Source organism: Pseudomonas sp. B5(2017) (assembly GCF_002112825.1).
Lineage (GTDB): Bacteria > Pseudomonadota > Gammaproteobacteria > Pseudomonadales > Pseudomonadaceae > Aquipseudomonas > Aquipseudomonas putida_Z.
Map to the genome: position 1 here is coordinate 1 of NZ_NEIR01000018.1, position 17,455 is coordinate 17,455.

Sequence of the window (17,455 nt, forward strand, 5' to 3'; positions counted from 1 at the left end):
CCCTCGCGCCGGTCTTGCTCCCGGGAGGACGCGCTGCAGGCCCCATCCATGGGGCCTCAGCGCTTGACGGGCATCCATGCCCGTCACCTCCCTCCGCAAGCCCTCTGCTCGGCCTCCTGAAGTCGCGAAGATCAAGATCAAGATCAAGATCAAGATCAAGATCAAGATCAAGAGCAAGAGCAAGAGCAAGAGCAGGAGCAGGAGCAGGCGCAGGCGCAGGCGCAGGCGCAGGCGCAGGAGCAGGAGCAGGGCGCGTCTTCACAGGCGGTGCTTGGACCACGTCGCGCGATGCGCGACAATAGCGATCATTTGCGGAGTCCCCCATGACCGATTTCACCCCCGACGCCATCCTCGACGCCACCGGCCTGAACTGCCCGGAACCGGTGATGATGCTGCACCAGCACGTGCGCAACCTGGCCGCTGGCGGCCTGCTCAAGGTCATCGCCACCGACCCCTCGACCCGCCGCGACATCCCCAAGTTCTGCAACTTCCTCGGCCACGAACTGCTGCAGCAGCAGGAAGACGCCGGTACCTTCCTGTACTGGATCCGCAAGAAAGCCGACTGAGCCGCTCTGGAACACGCCCGGCGTTGCGCCTACACTGCGTTCCCCAGACAGGAGAGCGCCATGCTGATAGTTGCCGACGAGAACATCCCGCTGCTCGATGCCTTCTTCCAGGGTTTCGGCGAAATCCGTCGTTACCCGGGCCGAAGCCTCGATGCCGCCAGCGTAAAGGACGCCGACATCCTGCTGGTGCGCTCGGTGACCAAGGTCGACCGCCAGTTGCTCGAAGGCAGCCGCGTGCGCTTTGTCGGCACCTGCACCATCGGCACCGACCACCTCGACCTGAACTACTTTGCCGAGGCCGGCATCCACTGGAGCAGCGCACCGGGCTGCAATGCCCGCGGCGTGGTCGATTACGTGCTGGGCAGCCTGCTGACCCTGGCCGAACTGGATGGCGTGGCACTGCCCGAGCGCGTGTATGGCGTGGTAGGCGCGGGTGAGGTGGGTGGCCGCCTGGTGCGGGTGCTGCACGGCCTGGGCTGGAAGGTACTGGTATGCGACCCGCTGCGCCAGGCCGCCGAGGGCGGTGACTACGTCAGCCTCGAGACCATCCTGCAACAGTGCGATGTGATCAGCCTGCACACCCCTTTGCAGCGTGGCGGCGAGCACCCGACCTGGCACCTGCTGGGCCAGGCGCAGCTGGCGCAGTTGCGCCCGGGGGCCTGGCTGGTCAACGCCAGCCGTGGTCCAGTGGTGGACAACGCCGCCCTGCGCGAACTGCTGCTGGACCGCGAAGACCTGCATGCGGTGCTGGATGTGTGGGAGGGGGAGCCGCAGGTCGACCTGCAACTGGCCGACCTGTGCACATTGGCTTCGCCGCACATTGCCGGCTACAGCCTCGACGGCCGCCAGCGTGGTACGGCGCAGATCTACCAGGCGCTGTGCCGCTTCCTCGGTGTGGATGAACAGGTGCAACTGGCCGACCTGCTGCCCCGGCCGCCGCTGGCGCAGATCGAGCTGGATGCCAGCACCGACCCGGCCTGGGCCTTGGCCACCCTGTGCCGCGCGGTGTACGACCCACGCCGCGACGATGCCGATTTCCGCCGCAGCCTCAGTGACGACCCGCAGCAGCAGCGTGCAGCGTTCGACCAGTTGCGCAAGCAGTACCCGCCACGGCGCGAGATCGAGGGGCTGGCGGTGCGCTTGCGCGGGGAGTCGCCGCAGTTGGCGCAGCTGGTCAGTGCCTTGGGTGGGGTGTTGGTCTGACAGCCGTTTGAAAGCTGTGCCGGCCTCTTCGCGGGTAAACCCGCTCCCACAGGTAGCCCGCTGACCTCAAGGCTTGTGTTGTCCCTGTGGGAGCGGGTTTACCCGCGAAAGGGCCGGTACAGGATTCAGGCAAATAAAAACCCGGCGCAAGCGCCGGGTTGCAAGAATTCGCCGATCAACCTTTGCGTACGCGCTCGACCCGGCTTTCTTCCAGGGCCTTGCAGGCCTTCTGGATCATCTGCTCGGTGATCGGTACTTCGCGCCCCTGGGCATCGATGATCGAACCGCACACCTGCGGCTGAGGGGTAGTCCGGGGCTTCTGGTTGTCGCTGCCATGCTGCAAGCTCATGTATTGTCTCCTCATCAGGTTCAAGCGCAGGTTAACCCTGTGCCGTGACTGGCCTGTGACAGTACCTGCAGGGTCACGGCAGGCACAGTCGAACAGAAACGGCGGTAAAGCTCCATAGCCTGGTTAGACCGATAGGCTATAGCAACCCTGCAAGGGTTCCACAGGCGTGGATGAGTGGTAGGCTGCGGTTTCCCCGCCAATGTGGTCAGCGCCATGCCCGAATCGGTTTCCCCGCGTCAACGCCGCGCCTTGCGCCTGGGTTGGCAGTTTGTCCGTCCGTACCGTCGCCAGGTGCTGCTGGCCTTGCTGGCCCTGGTAGTCACCGCCGCCATCACCCTGTCCATGGGGCAGGGCATCCGCCTGCTGGTGGACCAGGGCTTCATGACCCGCTCCGCGCGTCAGCTCAACCAGACCATCGGCCTGTTCCTGCTGCTGGTGGTGGCACTGGCGGTGGGTACCTTCAGCCGCTTCTACCTGGTGTCGTGGATCGGCGAGCGCTGCGTGGCCGATATCCGTCGGGCCGTGTTCGACCACCTGATCGGCCTGCATCCCGGTTTTTTCGAAGACAACCGCAGCTCCGAGATCCAGTCGCGGCTGACCGCCGACACCACCTTGCTGCAATCGGTAATCGGCTCTTCGCTGTCGATGTTCCTGCGCAACGCGCTGATGGTCATCGGTGGTGTGGTGTTGCTGTTCATCACCAACCCCAAGCTCACCAGCATCGTGGTGGTGGCCCTGCCGCTGGTGCTGGCGCCGATCCTGCTGTTCGGCCGCCGGGTACGCAGCCTGTCGCGGCAGAGCCAGGACCGGGTGGCCGATGTGGGCAGCTATGTGGCCGAGACCCTCGGGCAGATCAAGACCGTGCAGGCCTACAACCACCAGGCACATGACCGCCAGCTGTTCGCCGGCACGGTGGAAGCGGCGTTTGCCGTAGCCCGGCAGCGGATTGCCCAGCGCGCCTGGCTTATCACCCTGGTGATCGTGCTGGTTCTGGGAGCGGTGGGGGTGATGTTGTGGGTTGGCGGCATGGACGTGATCGCCGGGCGTATTTCCGCGGGCGAACTGGCCGCCTTCGTGTTCTACAGCCTGATCGTCGGCAGTGCCTTCGGCACCCTCAGCGAGGTGATCGGCGAGTTGCAGCGGGCGGCGGGCGCCGCCGAGCGCATTGCCGAACTGTTGGCGGCGCGCAGTGCAATCCTGCCGCCCGCCGTGGCGCAGGTGCTGCCGCAGCAGCGGGCCAGTGGGCGTATCGAGCTGCAGCAGTTGGTGTTCGCCTACCCGTCACGGCCCTCGGTGGCGGCTGTCGATGGCCTGAGCCTGACCATCGAGCCGGGGCAGACCGTGGCGCTGGTGGGCCCGTCGGGGGCGGGCAAGTCGACCTTGTTCGATTTGTTGCTGCGCTTCTACGACCCCCAGCAGGGGCGCATCCTGCTCGATGGCCGGGTGATCACCGAACTCGACCCCGATCACCTGCGCCAGCAGTTCGCCCTGGTGGCACAGAACCCCTCGCTGTTTCGCGGCACGGTCGAGGCCAACATCCGCTATGGCCGGCCCGAGGCGACCCTGGCCGAGGTCGAGGCAGCCGCCCGGGGTGCTCATGCCGACGCATTCATCCGGCAATTGCCGCAGGGCTACCAGACACCGCTGGGCGAGGGCGGCATCGGCCTGTCCGGCGGGCAGCGGCAGCGCCTGGCCATCGCCCGTGCGTTGCTGGTCGATGCGCCGATCCTGTTGCTGGACGAAGCCACCAGCGCACTCGACGCGCAAAGCGAACACCTGATCCAGCAGGCGCTGCCCAGCCTGATGGCCGGGCGCACCACCCTGGTGATCGCCCATCGCCTGGCTACGGTCCAGCATGCTGACCGTATCGCGGTCATCGACAAGGGCAGGCTGGTGGCGGTGGGGACGCATCGCCAGCTGATCGAAGAGAGCCCGCTGTATGCCCGGCTGGCGGCCTTGCAGTTCACCACGGGGTAGCTTGTAGTGGCGTTGTAACATTTCTGTAGTATTTGCCTGAGAGTATCTAGCTCAACTGTTGCGTAAGTGCTCGACCTGGCTGCCATTGCTTGATGGCAGCCTTTTTTTGGCCTGCCAGTAACCGGGCTGCGTTGCACCCCATTGCCAACTTGCGCGGCCCCCGGTCTTCCTCCTGCTTTCCGAGATCCAAGATGTTGCGTAAATCCCTCAGAGTGCAAATTCTCTCCCTGCTCGGCGGCAGTCTGGTGGCGATGTTGCTGATCGCCCTGGTGTGCTTCCAGTTCCTCTCCTCCAGCGTGCGCGGCTACGCCGAGCTGGTCGACGGGCCGCTGCGGGCCTCGCAGTTGATCGACGAAGCCAACCTGCAGTTCAAGATCCAGGTGCAGGAATGGAAGAATGTGCTGTTGCGCGGGCGCCAGCCGGCTGACATGGACAAGTACTGGCAGCAGTTCCAGGCTCGCGAGCAGCAGGTGCAGCAACTGCTCGGGCAATTGATCGACAGCAGCGACGCCAGGCTCAAGGCGCCGCTGCAGCAACTGCGTGACAGCCACCGGCAGCTGGGCCAGGCCTATGCGCAGGGGCGCCAGGCATTCCTGGCGGCGGGCGGCGACCCGGTAGCCGGCGACCAGGCGGTCAAGGGCGTGGACCGCGCTGTCAGCGAGCAGATGAGCGAACTGGTCGAGCAACTGCGTGCCGAAGCCCGTCAGCACGCCGCCAGCCTGAGTGCCGGCGCCGAGCGCACGGTATGGCTGGGCTTGCTGGTGATGCTGGCTTCGGCCGTGCTGGTGGGGCTGCTCAGCCTGTGGTTGGTCAACCGCAGCCTGGTCGAGCCGATCCGCCAGTTGATCGACTATGTCGCGCAGCTGAGCCAGGGCCGCTTTGCCGCCCGGGTAGACAGCCGCCGCGAGGACGAACTGGGGCGCTTGGCGCGGGCCGCCAACACTCTGCGCGATTTCCTCGCCGACACGGTCGGCCGGCTGCAGGACAACGCCCAGGAACTGGAAGGTGCCAGCGGCCAGCTGCGCAGCATCGCCGGCGACATGGCCCGTGGTACCCACGACCAGTTCCAGCGCACCGACCAGGTGGCCACGGCCATGCACGAGATGTCCGCCACCGCCCAGGAAGTCGCGCGCCACGCCGCCGAGGCCGCCCGCGCGGCGGACGACGCCGACCACAGTGCCCAGGCGGGCGAGCAGGTGATGCAGCAGACCATCGACATCATCGGCGCGGTCAACCGCGAAATTGCCGGCACGGCGGCGGTGATTCGCGACCTGGAGCATGACAGCACGCGCATTGGCAAAGTGCTCGAAGTGATCCGTGGCATTGCCGAGCAGACCAACCTGCTGGCGCTCAACGCGGCCATCGAAGCGGCCCGTGCTGGCGAGGCCGGGCGAGGTTTTGCGGTCGTCGCCGATGAAGTGCGCAGCCTGGCCCAGCGCACGGCGGCGTCGATCGCCGAGATCCACCAGATCATCGAGGCGGTGCAGTCGGGGGCGGTGGAGGCGGTCAAGGCCATCGAAAGCGGCCAGCAGCGCAGCGAGGAGGGTGCCGAGCAGGTGCAGCAGGCCGGGCAGATGCTGCAGCGCATCACCCTGGCAGTGGAAGCGATCCGCGACATGAACCGGCAGATCGCCACGGCGGCCGAAGAGCAGACCAGCGTGGCCGAGGACATCTCGTGCAACCTGATCGAAATCACCCGCATCGCCACGGCCAACCAGCAGGCGGTGCAGCATACCGAACAGGCGGGGCAGCGCCTGCATGGGTTGTCGGGGCAGCTGGGTGAAGTCACCTCCCGCCTCACCGCCTGACGCGGCTCTTGTGGGAGCGGCCTTGTGTCGCGAAAGGGCCGCAAAGCGGCCCCGGCAATCTCTGCACGGACGCTGATATCCTGGGGCCGCTGCGCGGCCCTTTCGCGACACAAGGCCGCTCCCACAACGGTGCGGCGTCAGGTTGGCTACTGGGGAAACCCGCCACTTCCACTGCTTCATTCCATGCCCTCTGGCGGATTGCCGCCATCCTCCCCGTCGCCCGCCCCCTGTATTCACTGCTCCAGACCCAGTTGGCACGTTCCCTGCTCAAGGCGGCGCGCGTGTACACAACAACTGGATAACATCAATGAAGAAATTCCTGCTGACGTTCCTCTGCCTGGGCGTCATCGGCTGCTCCAAACCCGCGGAGCCGGAAAAGACCGTCGATGTGCTGCTGATTGGCGGTGGCATCATGAGTGCAAGCCTGGGCACCTACCTCACCGAGCTGGAGCCTTCCTGGAAGGTCGACGTCTACGAACGCCTGGACCAGGTGGCCGAAGAAAGCTCCAACGCCTGGAACAACGCCGGTACCGGTCACTCCGCGTTCTGCGAGCTGAACTACACCAGCGTCGGCAAAGACGGCAGCATCGACATCAGCAAGGCCGTTGGGGTCAACGAGCAGTTCGAGGTGTCCAAGCAGTTCTGGGCCTACCAGGTCGAGCAGGGCGTGCTGAGCAACCCGAAGTCGTTCATCAACAACGTGCCGCACATGAGCTTTGTCTGGGGTGACGACAACGTCGCCTTCCTGCACAAGCGCGTCGACGCCCTGCAGCACAGCTCGCTGTTCCGCGGCATGGAAATCTCCGAAGACCACGAGCAGATCCGCAAATGGGCACCGCTGGTGATGGAAGGCCGTGACCCGGAGCAGAAAATCGCCGCCACGCGCATGGCCATCGGCACCGACGTGAACTTTGGCGAAATCACCCGCCAGTTGTTCGCGGCGATGACCCGCAACCCCAATGTGTCGCTGAACCTGCGTCATGAAGTGCGCGACATCGTGCGCAACGACGACGGCACCTGGCATGTGCGGGTGGCCGACCTGGCCAACGGCGGCGAGGAAAAGGCCGTCAACGCCCGCTTCGTGTTCATCGGTGCCGGTGGTGGCGCGCTGAAGCTGCTGCAGAAGTCGGGTATCCCTGAAGCTGAAGGCTATGCCGGCTTCCCGGTCGGTGGGCAGTTCCTGATGACCGACAACCCCGACCTGGTCGCCCGCCACCAGGCCAAGCTGTACGGCAAGGCCTCGGTCGGCGCGCCGCCGATGTCGGTACCGCACCTGGACACGCGGATGATCGATGGCAAGCAGGTGCTGCTTTTCGGCCCGTTCGCCACCTTCTCCACCAAGTACCTCAAGCACGGCTCGCTGCTGGACATGTTCGCCTCGCTGAACGGCCACAACGTGCTGCCGATGGTCAATGCCGGTATCGACAACATCGACCTCAGCACCTACCTGATGGGGCAGTTGATGCTCAGTTTCGATGACCGCATGAACGCGCTGCGCGAGTACTTCCCCAACGCCAAGAACGAGGACTGGAAGCTGCTGCAGGCCGGCCAGCGGGTGCAGGTGATCAAGAAGGACCCGGTACTGGGCGGTGTGCTGCAGTTCGGTACTGAAGTGGTGGCGGCCCAGGACGGCAGCATCGCTGCATTGCTGGGGGCATCGCCGGGTGCCTCGACCGCGGCGCCGATCATGCTGACCGTGCTGGAAAAGACCTTCAAGGACCGTATCCAGTCGCCAGCCTGGCAGGCCAGGCTCAAGGAAATCGTGCCAAGCTATGGGCAGAAGCTGAACAACAACCTGGCGCTGACCAACCAGACCCGGGCCTGGAGCAGTGAGCGCCTGCAGTTGCTGTATGTGCCGGTGGAGGCCGAACTGTCGCACTGACACATGTGGGAGCGGCCTTGTGTCGCGAAAGGGTCGCAACGCGGCCCCAGGATTTCAGCCAGGCTGCACAAGTTGCTGGGGGCTGCCTTGCAGCCCTTTCGCGACACAAGGCCGCTCCCACAAAGGGGCGCGCGCTGGGGCAGGGCACTTTTCAATGCGCAACAAAAAGCCCGCACTAGGCGGGCTTTTTGACGAGGATTTGGTCGGAGAGACAGGATTCGAACCTGCGGCCTTCTCGTCCCGAACGAGACGCGCTACCTGGCTGCGCTACACTCCGATGAAGGAAATCCTACTGCATACTTTTTTTGCACGCAAGCCCTTGTTGTTAAAAGGGCCTTTGCAAAAAACAGGCTGCGATCAGAGCTCTTTGACGGTGCGGATCTGGTCCTTGTTCAGGCGTGTGCGCTTGCCGTCCAGCTGCTCGAATTCGTAGAAACCGGAGTCTTCATCGAACTTCGGTGTGTCGGTGGCCTGGATTTCGCGACCGTCGTTCAGGGTAATGACGGTTGGCGATGCGCAGCCAGCGAGGGCGCCCAGGCCCAAGGCGAGCAGGAAGGCGGGTAGGGTCCGTTGAATCATCGTGTTTCTCCAGTGCGATGGTGCTAGATGACATTAAGACGCAGGGCGTCCACGCAAGTTCCGTCTACAGTGCAGCATAGCGGCAAACCCGGGGCATTGATCGAGGGCAAGGGCCACGGGCGTCACGCTGTGATGGGGGCGCGCTGTGTTATAACTGCGGCCATCCCATCTTCTTGTGACGGACCCCCATGAAAGCCAAGGCAGATACCCCCTTCGTGCCGCTGAACATCGCCGTGCTCACGGTCAGCGACACCCGTACTTTCGACACCGATACCTCCGGCCAGCTGTTCGTCGACCGGCTGAGCGCGGCTGGCCATCGCCTGGCCGAGCGCGTGCTGCTGAAAGATGACTTGTACAAGATTCGCGCCCAGGTCGCCACCTGGATTGCCGATGACAGCGTGCAGGTGGTGCTGATCACCGGCGGCACCGGCTTCACCGGCCGCGACAGCACGCCCGAGGCCGTGGCCTGCCTGCTGGACAAGCAGGTAGAAGGCTTTGGTGAGCTGTTCCGGCAGATTTCCGTGGCCGACATCGGCACCTCCACCGTGCAGTCGCGTGCCCTGGCCGGGCTGGCCAACGGTACCCTGGTGTGCTGCCTGCCGGGTTCGACCAACGCGGTGCGCACCGGTTGGGACGGTATCCTCGCCGAGCAGCTGGATGCCCGCCATCGCCCGTGCAACTTCGTGCCGCACCTGAAGCAGGCAGCGGCCTGCGACAGCCGTGGCTGAGGTCCGCCATGCCCGGCCGCTGATGCCGGTAGAACAGGCCCTGGAGCAGCTGCTGGCTTTGGCCGAAGCGGCACCGATCCGCGACACCGAGAACCTGCCGCTGGCCGAGGCCGAGGGCCGTGTGCTGGCCACCGACCTGGTGGCCTCGCTCGACCTGCCGCCTTGGCCGAACAGTGCCATGGACGGTTACGCCCTGCGCATGGCCGACTGGCAGGGCGAACCACTGCCGGTCAGCCAGCGGATTTTTGCCGGCCATGCGCCGCAGCCGCTGCAACCGGGCACCTGCGCGCGCATCTTCACCGGGGCACCGCTGCCCGAAGGTGCCGACTGCGTCGAGATGCAGGAAAACACCGAAGTGGCGGAGGATGGCCGGGTACGCTTTCTCGAAGCGCTGAAGACCGGGCAGAACATTCGTCCCCAGGGCCAGGAAACCCGCAAGGGCGAACAGGTGATGAGCGCCGGCACCCGGCTGGGGCCGATTGAGCTGGGCCTGGCCGCGACCCTGGGCCATGGCCGGCTGGACGTGGTGCGCAAGGTGCGGGTGGCGGTGTTGTCCACCGGTGACGAACTGGTCGAACCCGGCCTGCCGCTGGGGCCGGGGCAGATCTACAACAGTAATCGCCGGCTGCTGGTCAGCTGGCTGCAGAGGCTGGGCTGCGACGTGGTCGATGCGGGCATCCTGCCGGATGACCTGGCGCGCACCCGCAGCTGCCTGGCCGAGGTGGGCGATGTCGACCTGATCCTGTCCACCGGCGGTGTCTCGGTGGGGGAGGCCGACTACCTCGGCGCCGCCCTGCGCGAAGCCGGCGAGCTGGCCTTGTGGAAGCTGGCGATCAAACCGGGCAAGCCGCTGACCTTCGGCCACTTCCAGGGCGTGCCGGTAATCGGCCTGCCGGGTAACCCGGCCTCGACCTTGGTCACCTTCGGCCTGCTGACCCGGCCCTACCTGTTGCGGCGTCAGGGCGTGGCCGATGTCACGCCGTTGCGCTTCGACATGCCGGCCGGCTTTGACTGGCCCAAGCCTGGCACGCGCCGCGAATACCTGCGCGCCCGCATCGAGCAGGGCCAGGTGCGCATCTACAAGAACCAGAGCTCTGGCGTGTTGCGCAGTGCGGCCTGGGCCGAGGGGCTGGTGGAGGTGCGCGAAGGCAGTACGCCGAAGCAGGGTGACAGCGTGCCGTTCATCCCCTTCAGCGAACTACTTGGCTGAGCGGCCCAGTCAGGCACTGGCCAGCGGCGTGGCCTCGGCCGGTGCCGCCAGTGCCAGGCGCATGTGCACGTTCTCCAGTTGCTGGGCGGCCACGCTCCAGTCGTGGCGCTGGCGGGCGAACTGGCGCCCGGCGTCGCTCAACTGGCTCATGCGCCAGGGCTGGTTGAGCAACTGGGTGATCAGCAAGGCCAACTGGTCGCCATCCTCACTGCCCAGGTAGTGCTCACCATTGTTCGCGGCCAGGCCTGAAACACCTTTGCCGGTGGTGATCACCGGCAAGCCAGCGGCCATCGCTTCGAGGATTTTCACCTTGGAGCCACCGGCATAGCGCAGCGGTGCGAAGAACAATGCTGAACGCCGTTGCAGTTCACGCAGGTCGGGGCGGTAGCCGAACCATTCGATGCGCGGGTCGTTCCAGTGCAGTTTCCAGCTGGCCGGCATGGCATGCCCGGCAATCGCCAGGCGCACCGCCGGGTTGCTCATCCAGACCTGCGGCATGATGTCTTCCAGCGCCCATTCGATGGCCTCCAGGTTGGCGCCATACTCGAAGTTGCCAACGAACAGCAGGCGCTGGCTGTGCAGCGCGGGTTGCACGTGCTGGTAGAAATCACAGTCCACGCCATTGACCACCACGTTCACCGGGCGCCCGCTGATCTGCGCGATCAATTCGGCGTCGTGGGCGCTGACTGCCACCAGTTCGGTGGGTTGGCGCAATACCCGCTGTTCCCAGCGTCGATAGCGCCAGCGGTCGAAGGCGTTGAGCGGGCGCAGCCATAGCGGCAGGCGATCGTGGCTGGCGCCACCCATCACCGACTCCAGGGTGTGCTCGCTGAGCATGTACGGCAGTCCGCGTGCCTGCAGGGCCTTTTCGAAGGGCTGGAAACTGTAGCTGTGTTCGATCTGGATCACGTCCCAGGGCTCGTCCAGCAAATGCTCGAAGCGGTGCCGCAGGCAAGGGGCCAGGCCATTGATGATTGCCCGCATGGGGTAGGCGATGATCGGTGAGGCCAGCAGGTTCAGCGGGCTGTGCAGGGGCCGACGGGGCAGCACGATCAGGCGCTCGAGCAGCGGTTCCAGGGCTTCGCGGGCGGCATCGCCGAGCGGGATCTTCGATTGCACCAGCAGGGTAATCCGGTGGCCCCGCTGTGCCAGTGCGCGTATCAGGTGGTATTGCCGGGTCTTGCTGCCGCTGGTGGTTGGCCAGGGCAGGTACGGCAGTGTCCAGAGAATGCGCATGACCCGGAATCCTCGCTAAAGGCCGCGGATAGCAAGACGCGCCCGTGGGCAGCAGTGGTAGAACCACTGCCGGGGGCGCGTCCGTGGCAATAAAGTGTATCTGCTGAGCATAGCCGTGCATTGCCAGGTGTGTGGGAAAAGACCGGCCAACGCTTGTCGGTTGACGTCCGGCCCATGCGGTCAATTTTTGTAGGAGCGGCCTTGTGTCGCGATAGGGCCGCAGAGCGGCCCCGGCAATCTCCGCAGCGAAGCAAAAAATGTGGGGCCGCTTCGCGCCCCTATCGCGACACAAGGCCGCTCCTACAAAAACTGATCGCGTTGGCCTGCTATTTTTTTCGGGCGCATGCAACGATCCGCGACTGCAAAGGGTCGAGATCTTGGTTGATCACTTCACGGAGGCGCGCACATGCAAGGGCGCAAGGCAATGCTGATCCTGCACGGCAAGCAGGCCATGAACGAAGATGTGCGCAACGCCGTGCATGGTCTGCGCGACAGCGGCTGGGTACTGGATGTGCGGGTCACCTGGGAGGCCGGTGACGCGCAGCGCCTGGTCACCGAGGCGCTGGCCGCCGGCTACGGCCATATCGTCGCCGGAGGCGGCGATGGCACGCTGCGTGATGTCGCCGAGGCCATGGGGCTGGCAGGTACCGAGGCCACCCTGGCGTTGTTGCCGCTGGGCACGGCCAATGATTTTGCCAAGGCCGCCGGTATACCCTTGGAGCCTGCCACGGCACTGGCATTGCTGAACATACCCGCACGGCCAATAGACCTGGGCCAGGCCGGCGACCAGTTGTTCCTCAACATGGCCACGGGCGGTTTTGGCAGCCAGGTCACGGCCAACACCTCCGAAGATCTGAAGAAAGTGCTGGGCGCGGCCGCCTACCTGTTCACCGGCTTGTCGCGCTTCAGCGAACTGCAGGCAGCCTCGGTGGAGCTGCAAGGGCCGGGTTTCGACTGGCAGGGTGACCTGCTGGCGCTGGGGATCGGCAATGGCCGCCAGGCCGGGGGTGGGCAAGTGCTGTGCCCCGAGGCCCTGGTGGACGACGGCTTGCTCGACATCGCCATCCTGCCGGCACCACAGGAGATGGTCGGGGCGCTGCGTGAGCTGTTGGCTGGCAACGGGTTGTTAGTCAGGGCCAGGTTGCCCTGGGTCGAGATCAAGTGCTCGCAGGGCCTGGACATCAACCTCGATGGCGAGCCGGTGCAGGCCGACAAGTTGCGCTTCCAGGCCAGGCCCGCTGCACTGCGCCTGCATCTGCCGGAGGGGTCGCCGTTGCTCAGTCGTCCAGGCTGATGATTTTCTCGCGCACGGCGAACAGCACCAGGCCGGCCACGTCATGAATCTGCAGGCGTTTCATGATTTGCGAGCGGTGGGTTTCCACGGTCTTGATCGACAGGCCCAGGCCGGTGGCGATTTCCCGGGTGGACTTGCCACGCACGATCAGGCGCAGGATTTCCAGCTGTCGCGCCGTGAGGTTATGCCGCTCGCCCGCGGGCTGCTTGCCCTGCCTGGCGTGCTGCAGCGCCTGGTTGATGACCGTATGGGCGATGGCTGGGCTGAGGTAGCGCTCGCCGTTGCGCACCGCGGCCAGGGCCTGTTCCAGTTCGGTGGCGCTGGTGTCCTTGAGCAGGTAGCCGTGGGCGCCGCTTTCCAGGGCCCGCATGATCAGGTCCGGGTCGGTGTGCATCGACAGGATCAGCACCTTGCAGGTGTTGCCGCTGGCGCGCAGTTGGGTGAGGGCGTCCAGGCCGCTGGTCGAGCGCATGGAGATGTCCAGCAAGACGATGTCCGGCGCCAGCGTGCGCACCTGTTCGAGCAACTGGCTGCCGTCGTCGGCTTCACCGATCACGTCATAGCCGGGGATGTCGCAGACCAGTGCGCGCACCCCGGCGCGGATCAGCGAGTGGTCGTCTACCAGCAGCAGTCTACAGGTCATGGGTTGCAGTACTCCTGGCGCGTTCCTGGGTGCGCGGTGGCCATGGGAACATTGCCTCGATGCGCGTGCCCAGGCCGAGCTGGCTGGTGATGTCCAGGCTGCCCTGCAACGCGGTTACCCGCTCCTGCATGCCGGCCAAGCCCCGCTGGCCTGCTTCGGCCGGTTGCCTGGCTGGCACGAAGCCGCGGCCATCGTCGTGGATCGATAACGCCAACCCCTCGGGGGTGCGCTGCAGGCGGACGACCAGGTTGCGTGCCTGGGCGTGGCGCAGCATGTTGGTCACGGCTTCCTGGGTAATGCGGAACACCGCCATGGCCACGGCCTCGTCGATGCCGCCCAGGCGCTGGTTGCACGCCAGGCTCCAGTGCACGCCGCTGTTGCCCAGGGTGCGCACCAGGTGTGCGCGCAGGCTGGCCTCCAGGCCCAGGCTGGCCAGCTGCCGCGGGTTGAGCAGGGCGGAGACATCGCGCACGTTGCCCAGAGTGTCATCCAGGGTGCTGCGCAGGGCGTCGCAGTGGCCTTGCAGGTCATCGGGCATGCGCTTCTGCAGCCACTGCAGCTGCAGCTTGGCGGCGGTGAGCAGCTGGCCGATGTCATCGTGCAATTCCCGGCTCAGGTGCTGGCGCTCGTCTTCCTGGACCTTGAGCATGCGCTCGGCCAGTTCCGCCGGGCGCAGGTTGATCGACCTGGCGCCCAGGGCCAGGTGCACGGCAGCGCCCAGCGTGGCGGCCAGCTGCAGCAGCAGCAGGCTGGCCGGGATCGCCTGGTCGGTCAGGTACAGCGACAGGGTGGCGACCAGCGAGGCCACGCACAGCCCGACCGTCGCCCAGCGCAGCAGGGTAGTGCGGAAGCAGCACCGCAAAGAAGTCTTCAAGCGTGGAAACATAGGTAGGGAAGCCACTGAAGTATTGCTGATGGAGGCCTTGCACAATCCATGTCAGAGGCTTTGGAGCAGTACTTTCTATTTTCTTTCGAACACGTGATCTTGCGACCTTGCTGCAGGTCGCAAGCGTTTGTGGGGCCGCATATTACCACTTCGCAGTGCATTGGTCGCGATCGGGTGACGCTATGAAACGCCTGCGGGGCGGGCGCTGGAGGGTAGCAAAGTGCCACTTGGCTTGATCGCACAACAGGCACTTGCCATTGAACTTGCGCGCTGTTGATTCAACTTGGCCCCCGGCAACCTGGAAAACTTCGAGAACTTTCCAAGTTCGACCTGGGTGGGCCTGAATAAACGTGCCCGGCTGCATTTCAAGCCAGTTCAATATGTGGCAGATGAGCGGCCGGAGTGCGTGCTGCCTGCCGTCTCGGTATGCGGGTGGATGCACACGCTGCCTTGCTCGTCGCAGGAGGTGCAGGGTTGTGCAAACGTTTGCTGCACGGCCTTGGCCAGTTCACCCAGCAGTACCAGCTGCTCGCCGATGTCCAGGTTGAGCCGCCCGGTGCAAGGGTCGACCAGTTCCAGTTGCCAGGCCAGCAGGGTCAGGCAGGCCCCTACCGCGGGCAGGGCTTCGCGCTGCAGGCGACCGACCTGGCAGGCCGGGGCCAGCAACTGCTGCAGGGCGGTGGTGTAATGGGCGACTTCGCGCAGGCCCAGGTGTGTGGCCTGTCGAGCAAGGTTGTCGAGGGCGTTGTCCAGGCAATGGCAGGCATCCGGGTCGTTGTCGATCAGCTCCAGATGCTGCAGGCATTCCTGGGCCTGGGTCAGCAATACCTGGGCATCCAGCAGGAACCCCTGCAGGGCGTTATCGAACGACAAGGCGCTGTCCATCATGATGCCCCCGCGCGTGGGGCAGGCGCAGGGGACGGGCACGCCAAAACGATAGCTAGCAAAAGCCTGACTCCATTCATGCAATGAGAATGGCGTCACATTAATGGCTAAAGGATATCGCGAACATCAGGTTGCACCCGATTGTGGCTAAGGGTTTCCCTGATAAGGGCCTCAGGTGGGGAACTTTTACTGTCCCGCTTGATCACCCGTGCTTCCCGCAGTAAAGCATGATGGTAAAGTGATATCAATCGCCTTCACGGCATTTTCCCGCAAGGGTCAAGGTGTGCGTGAAGCCGCCGATACAGGGTGGATGATTTCACTTTTTCCGACTCAAGCCTGGGGGCTTTCCAATGGCTGGCATTCTCGACACGGTAGACCAACGCACGCAACTGGTGGGTGAGAACCGCCTGGAAATCCTGATGTTTCGCCTGGCCGGCCGCCAGCTGTTCGCGATCAACGTGTTCAAGGTGCAGGAAGTGCTGCAACTGCCCAAGCTGACCCTGATGCCCCAGCGCCACGCTTTCGTCTGCGGCGTGGTCAACCTGCGCGGCCAGACCCTGCCGGTGATCGACCTGTCCCAGGCGATCGGCATGCGCCCGCTGCAGCCGGGGCCGGACAGCACCATCATCGTCACCGAATACAACCGCTCGGTGCAGGCTTTCCTGGTGGGCGGTGTCGACCGCATCGTCAACATGAACTGGGAAGCGATCATGCCGCCGCCATCCAGCGCCGGACGCCAGCATTACCTGACTGCCATCACCAAGGTCGATGACAAGCTGGTGGAAGTGATCGACGTGGAGAAGGTGCTGGCCGAGATCGTGCCGTACAACGCCCGGGTTTCCGGCGACAAGCTCGCCGACCCGGTGCTGGCCCGTGCCCGTGGCCGCGAAGTGCTGCTGGTGGACGACTCCAGCGTGGCCCTGGCGCAATTGCGCGACACCCTGTCCCAGCTGGGCGTGAAGCTGCACGTGGCCAGTGATGGCCTGAAGGCGCTGCGCATGCTCAAGGGCTGGGCTGACGCTGGTGAGGACGTGTGCGAGAAGCTGCTGATGGTGTTCACTGACGCCGAGATGCCGGAAATGGATGGCTACCGGTTGACCACCGAGATCCGTGGCGATGCCCGTTTGCGCCAGTTGTACGTGGTGTTGCACACCTCGCTGTCGGGTAGTTTCAACGAATCCATGGTGAAGAAGGTGGGCTGCGACAACTTCTTGTCCAAGTTCCAGCCCGATCGCCTGGTCGACGTGGTCAAGCAACGCCTGTTGCTGGATGCCGCTACCGCGTGATCCCGGCCCCTGCCGGGTATAAGCTTGGCGTTTTGGCATGACGCGAGGCGGCAGGGATGTTTCTCAGTGAGCTGTATCGGTACCCGGTGAAGTCGGGGCAGGCGCAACGCCTGCAGGCTTCACCGGTGGGATTGCTGGGGTTGCAGGGTGACCGGCGCTGGATGGTGGTGGAGGAAGAAAACGGACGCTTCCTTACCCAGCGCGCCTGGCCTCGGCTAGGCCAGATCAAGGCAAGCGATGATGACAGCGGCCAGTTGCTGCTGGAAGCGCCTGGGCAGGCACCGTTGCGGCTGCCTGTGCCACCTGCCGATGACGCCTTGCGCGGCGTGACCATCTGGCGCGATACCCTGCGCGTGCCGGATGCGGGCGATGCGGCGGCGGCCTGGCTGAGCCAACTGCTGGGCAAGGCCGTGCGCCTGGTGCATTGCCCGGAGCAGCGCGCGCGTTACCTGCCCAATGGCTATGGCTTCAACAGTGACCGGGCGGCGTTCCCGGACGGTTTCCCGTTGTTGCTGATCGGCCAGGGTTCGCTGGACGAACTCGAGCGGCGTGTCGGACGGCCTATGGAGATGCTGCGCTTTCGGCCCAACCTGGTGGTGCAGGGGGCTGAACCGTTTGCCGAAGATGGCTGGAAGCGGATTCGTATCGGCAGCCTGGAGTTTCGCGTGCTCAAGCCCAGTGTGCGCTGCATCTTTACCACCATCGACCCGGCTACCGGCGAGCGCAGCGAGGACCGCGAGCCGATGGCCACGCTCAGGACCTTCCGTGAGAAGGAGGGGGATGTGCTGTTCGGGCAGAACCTGGCGGTGGATGGCAGTGGGTGGTTGGAGGTAGGGATGCAGGTCGAAATCCTGGAGTAGCTGTGTTGCATGTGCCGGCCTCTTCGCGGGTAAACCCGCTCCCACAGGTACTGCACCGCATTC

At 65.0% G+C, this 17,455-nt stretch carries 16 protein-coding genes, 1 tRNA gene and 1 pseudogene; 11 read left to right on the forward strand and 7 right to left on the reverse strand.

What is annotated here, in order from left to right; genetic code table 11:
* Nucleotides 1–323: 323 nt before the first annotated feature.
* Together tusA and pdxB are read left to right on the forward strand one after the other, a co-directional pair.
* Nucleotides 324–566, forward strand: a complete 243-nt coding sequence (gene tusA, locus CAG00_RS23800; protein ID WP_003248727.1) for a sulfurtransferase TusA — start codon at nucleotides 324–326, stop codon at nucleotides 564–566.
* 60 nt (nucleotides 567–626) lie between these two features.
* Nucleotides 627–1,769 carry a 4-phosphoerythronate dehydrogenase PdxB gene (pdxB, locus tag CAG00_RS23805; RefSeq protein ID WP_025338308.1) on the forward strand — a complete coding sequence of 381 codons (1,143 nt, stop codon included), beginning with the start codon at nucleotides 627–629 and terminating at the stop codon, nucleotides 1,767–1,769.
* 175 nt (nucleotides 1,770–1,944) lie between these two features.
* On the opposite strand, the gene CAG00_RS28905 is transcribed toward pdxB, so the two are convergent.
* Nucleotides 1,945–2,118 (reverse strand): PA1571 family protein, encoded by a 174-nt coding sequence (locus tag CAG00_RS28905; protein WP_170978823.1) that lies wholly within the window; start codon nucleotides 2,116–2,118, stop codon nucleotides 1,945–1,947.
* Nucleotides 2,119–2,331: 213 nt separating this feature from the next.
* On the opposite strand from CAG00_RS28905, the gene CAG00_RS23810 reads away from it, so the two are divergent.
* The 4 genes and pseudogenes from CAG00_RS23810 (at nucleotide 2,332) to mqo (ending at nucleotide 7,785) form a co-directional block, all read left to right on the forward strand.
* Nucleotides 2,332–4,095 (forward strand): ABC transporter transmembrane domain-containing protein, encoded by a 1,764-nt coding sequence (locus CAG00_RS23810; protein WP_085665528.1) that lies wholly within the window; start codon nucleotides 2,332–2,334, stop codon nucleotides 4,093–4,095.
* Nucleotides 4,096–4,859: 764 nt separating this feature from the next.
* A pseudogene (locus tag CAG00_RS29355) lies at nucleotides 4,860–4,970 on the forward strand (hypothetical protein); the annotation flags it as partial.
* A 228-nt stretch (nucleotides 4,971–5,198) separates the two neighbouring features.
* Nucleotides 5,199–5,903 carry a methyl-accepting chemotaxis protein gene (locus CAG00_RS29360; RefSeq protein WP_371915774.1) on the forward strand — a complete coding sequence of 235 codons (705 nt, stop codon included), beginning with the start codon at nucleotides 5,199–5,201 and terminating at the stop codon, nucleotides 5,901–5,903.
* 307 nt (nucleotides 5,904–6,210) lie between these two features.
* Nucleotides 6,211–7,785 carry a malate dehydrogenase (quinone) gene (gene mqo, locus CAG00_RS23820; protein ID WP_085665474.1) on the forward strand — a complete coding sequence of 525 codons (1,575 nt, stop codon included), beginning with the start codon at nucleotides 6,211–6,213 and terminating at the stop codon, nucleotides 7,783–7,785.
* A gap of 200 nt (nucleotides 7,786–7,985) precedes the next feature.
* Here mqo and CAG00_RS23825 read toward each other — a convergent pair.
* Both CAG00_RS23825 and CAG00_RS23830 read right to left on the reverse strand, forming a co-directional pair.
* Nucleotides 7,986–8,062 (reverse strand) — tRNA-Pro (locus tag CAG00_RS23825).
* Between the two features lie 80 nt (nucleotides 8,063–8,142).
* Nucleotides 8,143–8,364, reverse strand: a complete 222-nt coding sequence (locus CAG00_RS23830) for a YgdI/YgdR family lipoprotein (RefSeq protein WP_025338312.1) — start codon at nucleotides 8,362–8,364, stop codon at nucleotides 8,143–8,145.
* 188 nt (nucleotides 8,365–8,552) lie between these two features.
* On the opposite strand from CAG00_RS23830, the gene moaB reads away from it, so the two are divergent.
* Both moaB and glp read left to right on the forward strand, forming a co-directional pair.
* Entirely contained in the window at nucleotides 8,553–9,092 is a 540-nt protein-coding gene (gene moaB / locus CAG00_RS23835; protein WP_025338313.1) for a molybdenum cofactor biosynthesis protein B, read from the forward strand.
* A gap of 22 nt (nucleotides 9,093–9,114) precedes the next feature.
* Nucleotides 9,115–10,302, forward strand: coding sequence for a gephyrin-like molybdotransferase Glp (glp, locus tag CAG00_RS23840; protein ID WP_085665529.1), 1,188 nt, complete (start codon nucleotides 9,115–9,117; stop codon nucleotides 10,300–10,302).
* 9 nt (nucleotides 10,303–10,311) lie between these two features.
* On the opposite strand, the gene CAG00_RS23845 is transcribed toward glp, so the two are convergent.
* A complete protein-coding gene (locus tag CAG00_RS23845) occupies nucleotides 10,312–11,538 on the reverse strand; it encodes a glycosyltransferase family 4 protein (RefSeq protein WP_085665475.1) in 1,227 nt (408 codons plus the stop codon).
* A gap of 406 nt (nucleotides 11,539–11,944) precedes the next feature.
* Here CAG00_RS23845 and yegS point away from each other — a divergent pair, with 406 nt between their 5' ends.
* The gene (gene yegS, locus CAG00_RS23850) at nucleotides 11,945–12,832 is read left to right on the forward strand and encodes a lipid kinase YegS (protein WP_085665476.1); all 888 of its coding nucleotides are present in this window, start codon (nucleotides 11,945–11,947) and stop codon (nucleotides 12,830–12,832) included.
* Here the strand turns inward: yegS and CAG00_RS23855 are convergent.
* From CAG00_RS23855 to CAG00_RS23865, 3 genes are all read right to left on the reverse strand, one after another.
* Nucleotides 12,816–13,475 carry a response regulator transcription factor gene (locus CAG00_RS23855; RefSeq protein ID WP_025338317.1) on the reverse strand — a complete coding sequence of 220 codons (660 nt, stop codon included), beginning with the start codon at nucleotides 13,473–13,475 and terminating at the stop codon, nucleotides 12,816–12,818. The two genes, yegS and CAG00_RS23855, sit on opposite strands and share 17 nt — an antisense overlap.
* Nucleotides 13,465–14,361, reverse strand: a complete 897-nt coding sequence (locus CAG00_RS23860; protein WP_084785094.1) for a sensor histidine kinase — start codon at nucleotides 14,359–14,361, stop codon at nucleotides 13,465–13,467. The genes CAG00_RS23855 and CAG00_RS23860 overlap by 11 nt, the downstream gene beginning before the upstream one ends.
* 375 nt (nucleotides 14,362–14,736) lie before the next feature.
* Entirely contained in the window at nucleotides 14,737–15,246 is a 510-nt protein-coding gene (locus CAG00_RS23865) for a hypothetical protein (protein ID WP_025338319.1), read from the reverse strand.
* A 350-nt stretch (nucleotides 15,247–15,596) separates the two neighbouring features.
* On the opposite strand from CAG00_RS23865, the gene CAG00_RS23870 reads away from it, so the two are divergent.
* Nucleotides 15,597–16,532, forward strand: coding sequence for a chemotaxis protein CheV (locus tag CAG00_RS23870; protein WP_015269524.1), 936 nt, complete (start codon nucleotides 15,597–15,599; stop codon nucleotides 16,530–16,532).
* Nucleotides 16,533–16,588: 56 nt separating this feature from the next.
* Nucleotides 16,589–17,392, forward strand: coding sequence for an MOSC domain-containing protein (locus CAG00_RS23875; protein ID WP_085665477.1), 804 nt, complete (start codon nucleotides 16,589–16,591; stop codon nucleotides 17,390–17,392).
* Nucleotides 17,393–17,455: the final 63 nt, after the last annotated feature.

Coding starts and splice junctions, on each gene's coding strand:
- glp (WP_085665529.1), top strand. CDS start 9,115: ATGCCGGTAGAACAGGCCCTGGAGCAGCTGCTGGCTTTGGCCGAAGCG.
- CAG00_RS23845 (WP_085665475.1), bottom strand. CDS start 11,538: ATGCGCATTCTCTGGACACTGCCGTACCTGCCCTGGCCAACCACCAGC.
- CAG00_RS23810 (WP_085665528.1), top strand. CDS start 2,332: ATGCCCGAATCGGTTTCCCCGCGTCAACGCCGCGCCTTGCGCCTGGGT.
- CAG00_RS23855 (WP_025338317.1), bottom strand. CDS start 13,475: ATGACCTGTAGACTGCTGCTGGTAGACGACCACTCGCTGATCCGCGCC.
- mqo (WP_085665474.1), top strand. CDS start 6,211: ATGAAGAAATTCCTGCTGACGTTCCTCTGCCTGGGCGTCATCGGCTGC.
- CAG00_RS23875 (WP_085665477.1), top strand. CDS start 16,589: ATGTTTCTCAGTGAGCTGTATCGGTACCCGGTGAAGTCGGGGCAGGCG.
- CAG00_RS23830 (WP_025338312.1), bottom strand. CDS start 8,364: ATGATTCAACGGACCCTACCCGCCTTCCTGCTCGCCTTGGGCCTGGGC.
- yegS (WP_085665476.1), top strand. CDS start 11,945: ATGCAAGGGCGCAAGGCAATGCTGATCCTGCACGGCAAGCAGGCCATG.
- CAG00_RS23870 (WP_015269524.1), top strand. CDS start 15,597: ATGGCTGGCATTCTCGACACGGTAGACCAACGCACGCAACTGGTGGGT.
- CAG00_RS28905 (WP_170978823.1), bottom strand. CDS start 2,118: ATGAGCTTGCAGCATGGCAGCGACAACCAGAAGCCCCGGACTACCCCT.
- tusA (WP_003248727.1), top strand. CDS start 324: ATGACCGATTTCACCCCCGACGCCATCCTCGACGCCACCGGCCTGAAC.
- CAG00_RS29360 (WP_371915774.1), top strand. CDS start 5,199: ATGTCCGCCACCGCCCAGGAAGTCGCGCGCCACGCCGCCGAGGCCGCC.
- CAG00_RS23860 (WP_084785094.1), bottom strand. CDS start 14,361: ATGTTTCCACGCTTGAAGACTTCTTTGCGGTGCTGCTTCCGCACTACC.
- moaB (WP_025338313.1), top strand. CDS start 8,553: ATGAAAGCCAAGGCAGATACCCCCTTCGTGCCGCTGAACATCGCCGTG.
- pdxB (WP_025338308.1), top strand. CDS start 627: ATGCTGATAGTTGCCGACGAGAACATCCCGCTGCTCGATGCCTTCTTC.
- CAG00_RS23865 (WP_025338319.1), bottom strand. CDS start 15,246: ATGGACAGCGCCTTGTCGTTCGATAACGCCCTGCAGGGGTTCCTGCTG.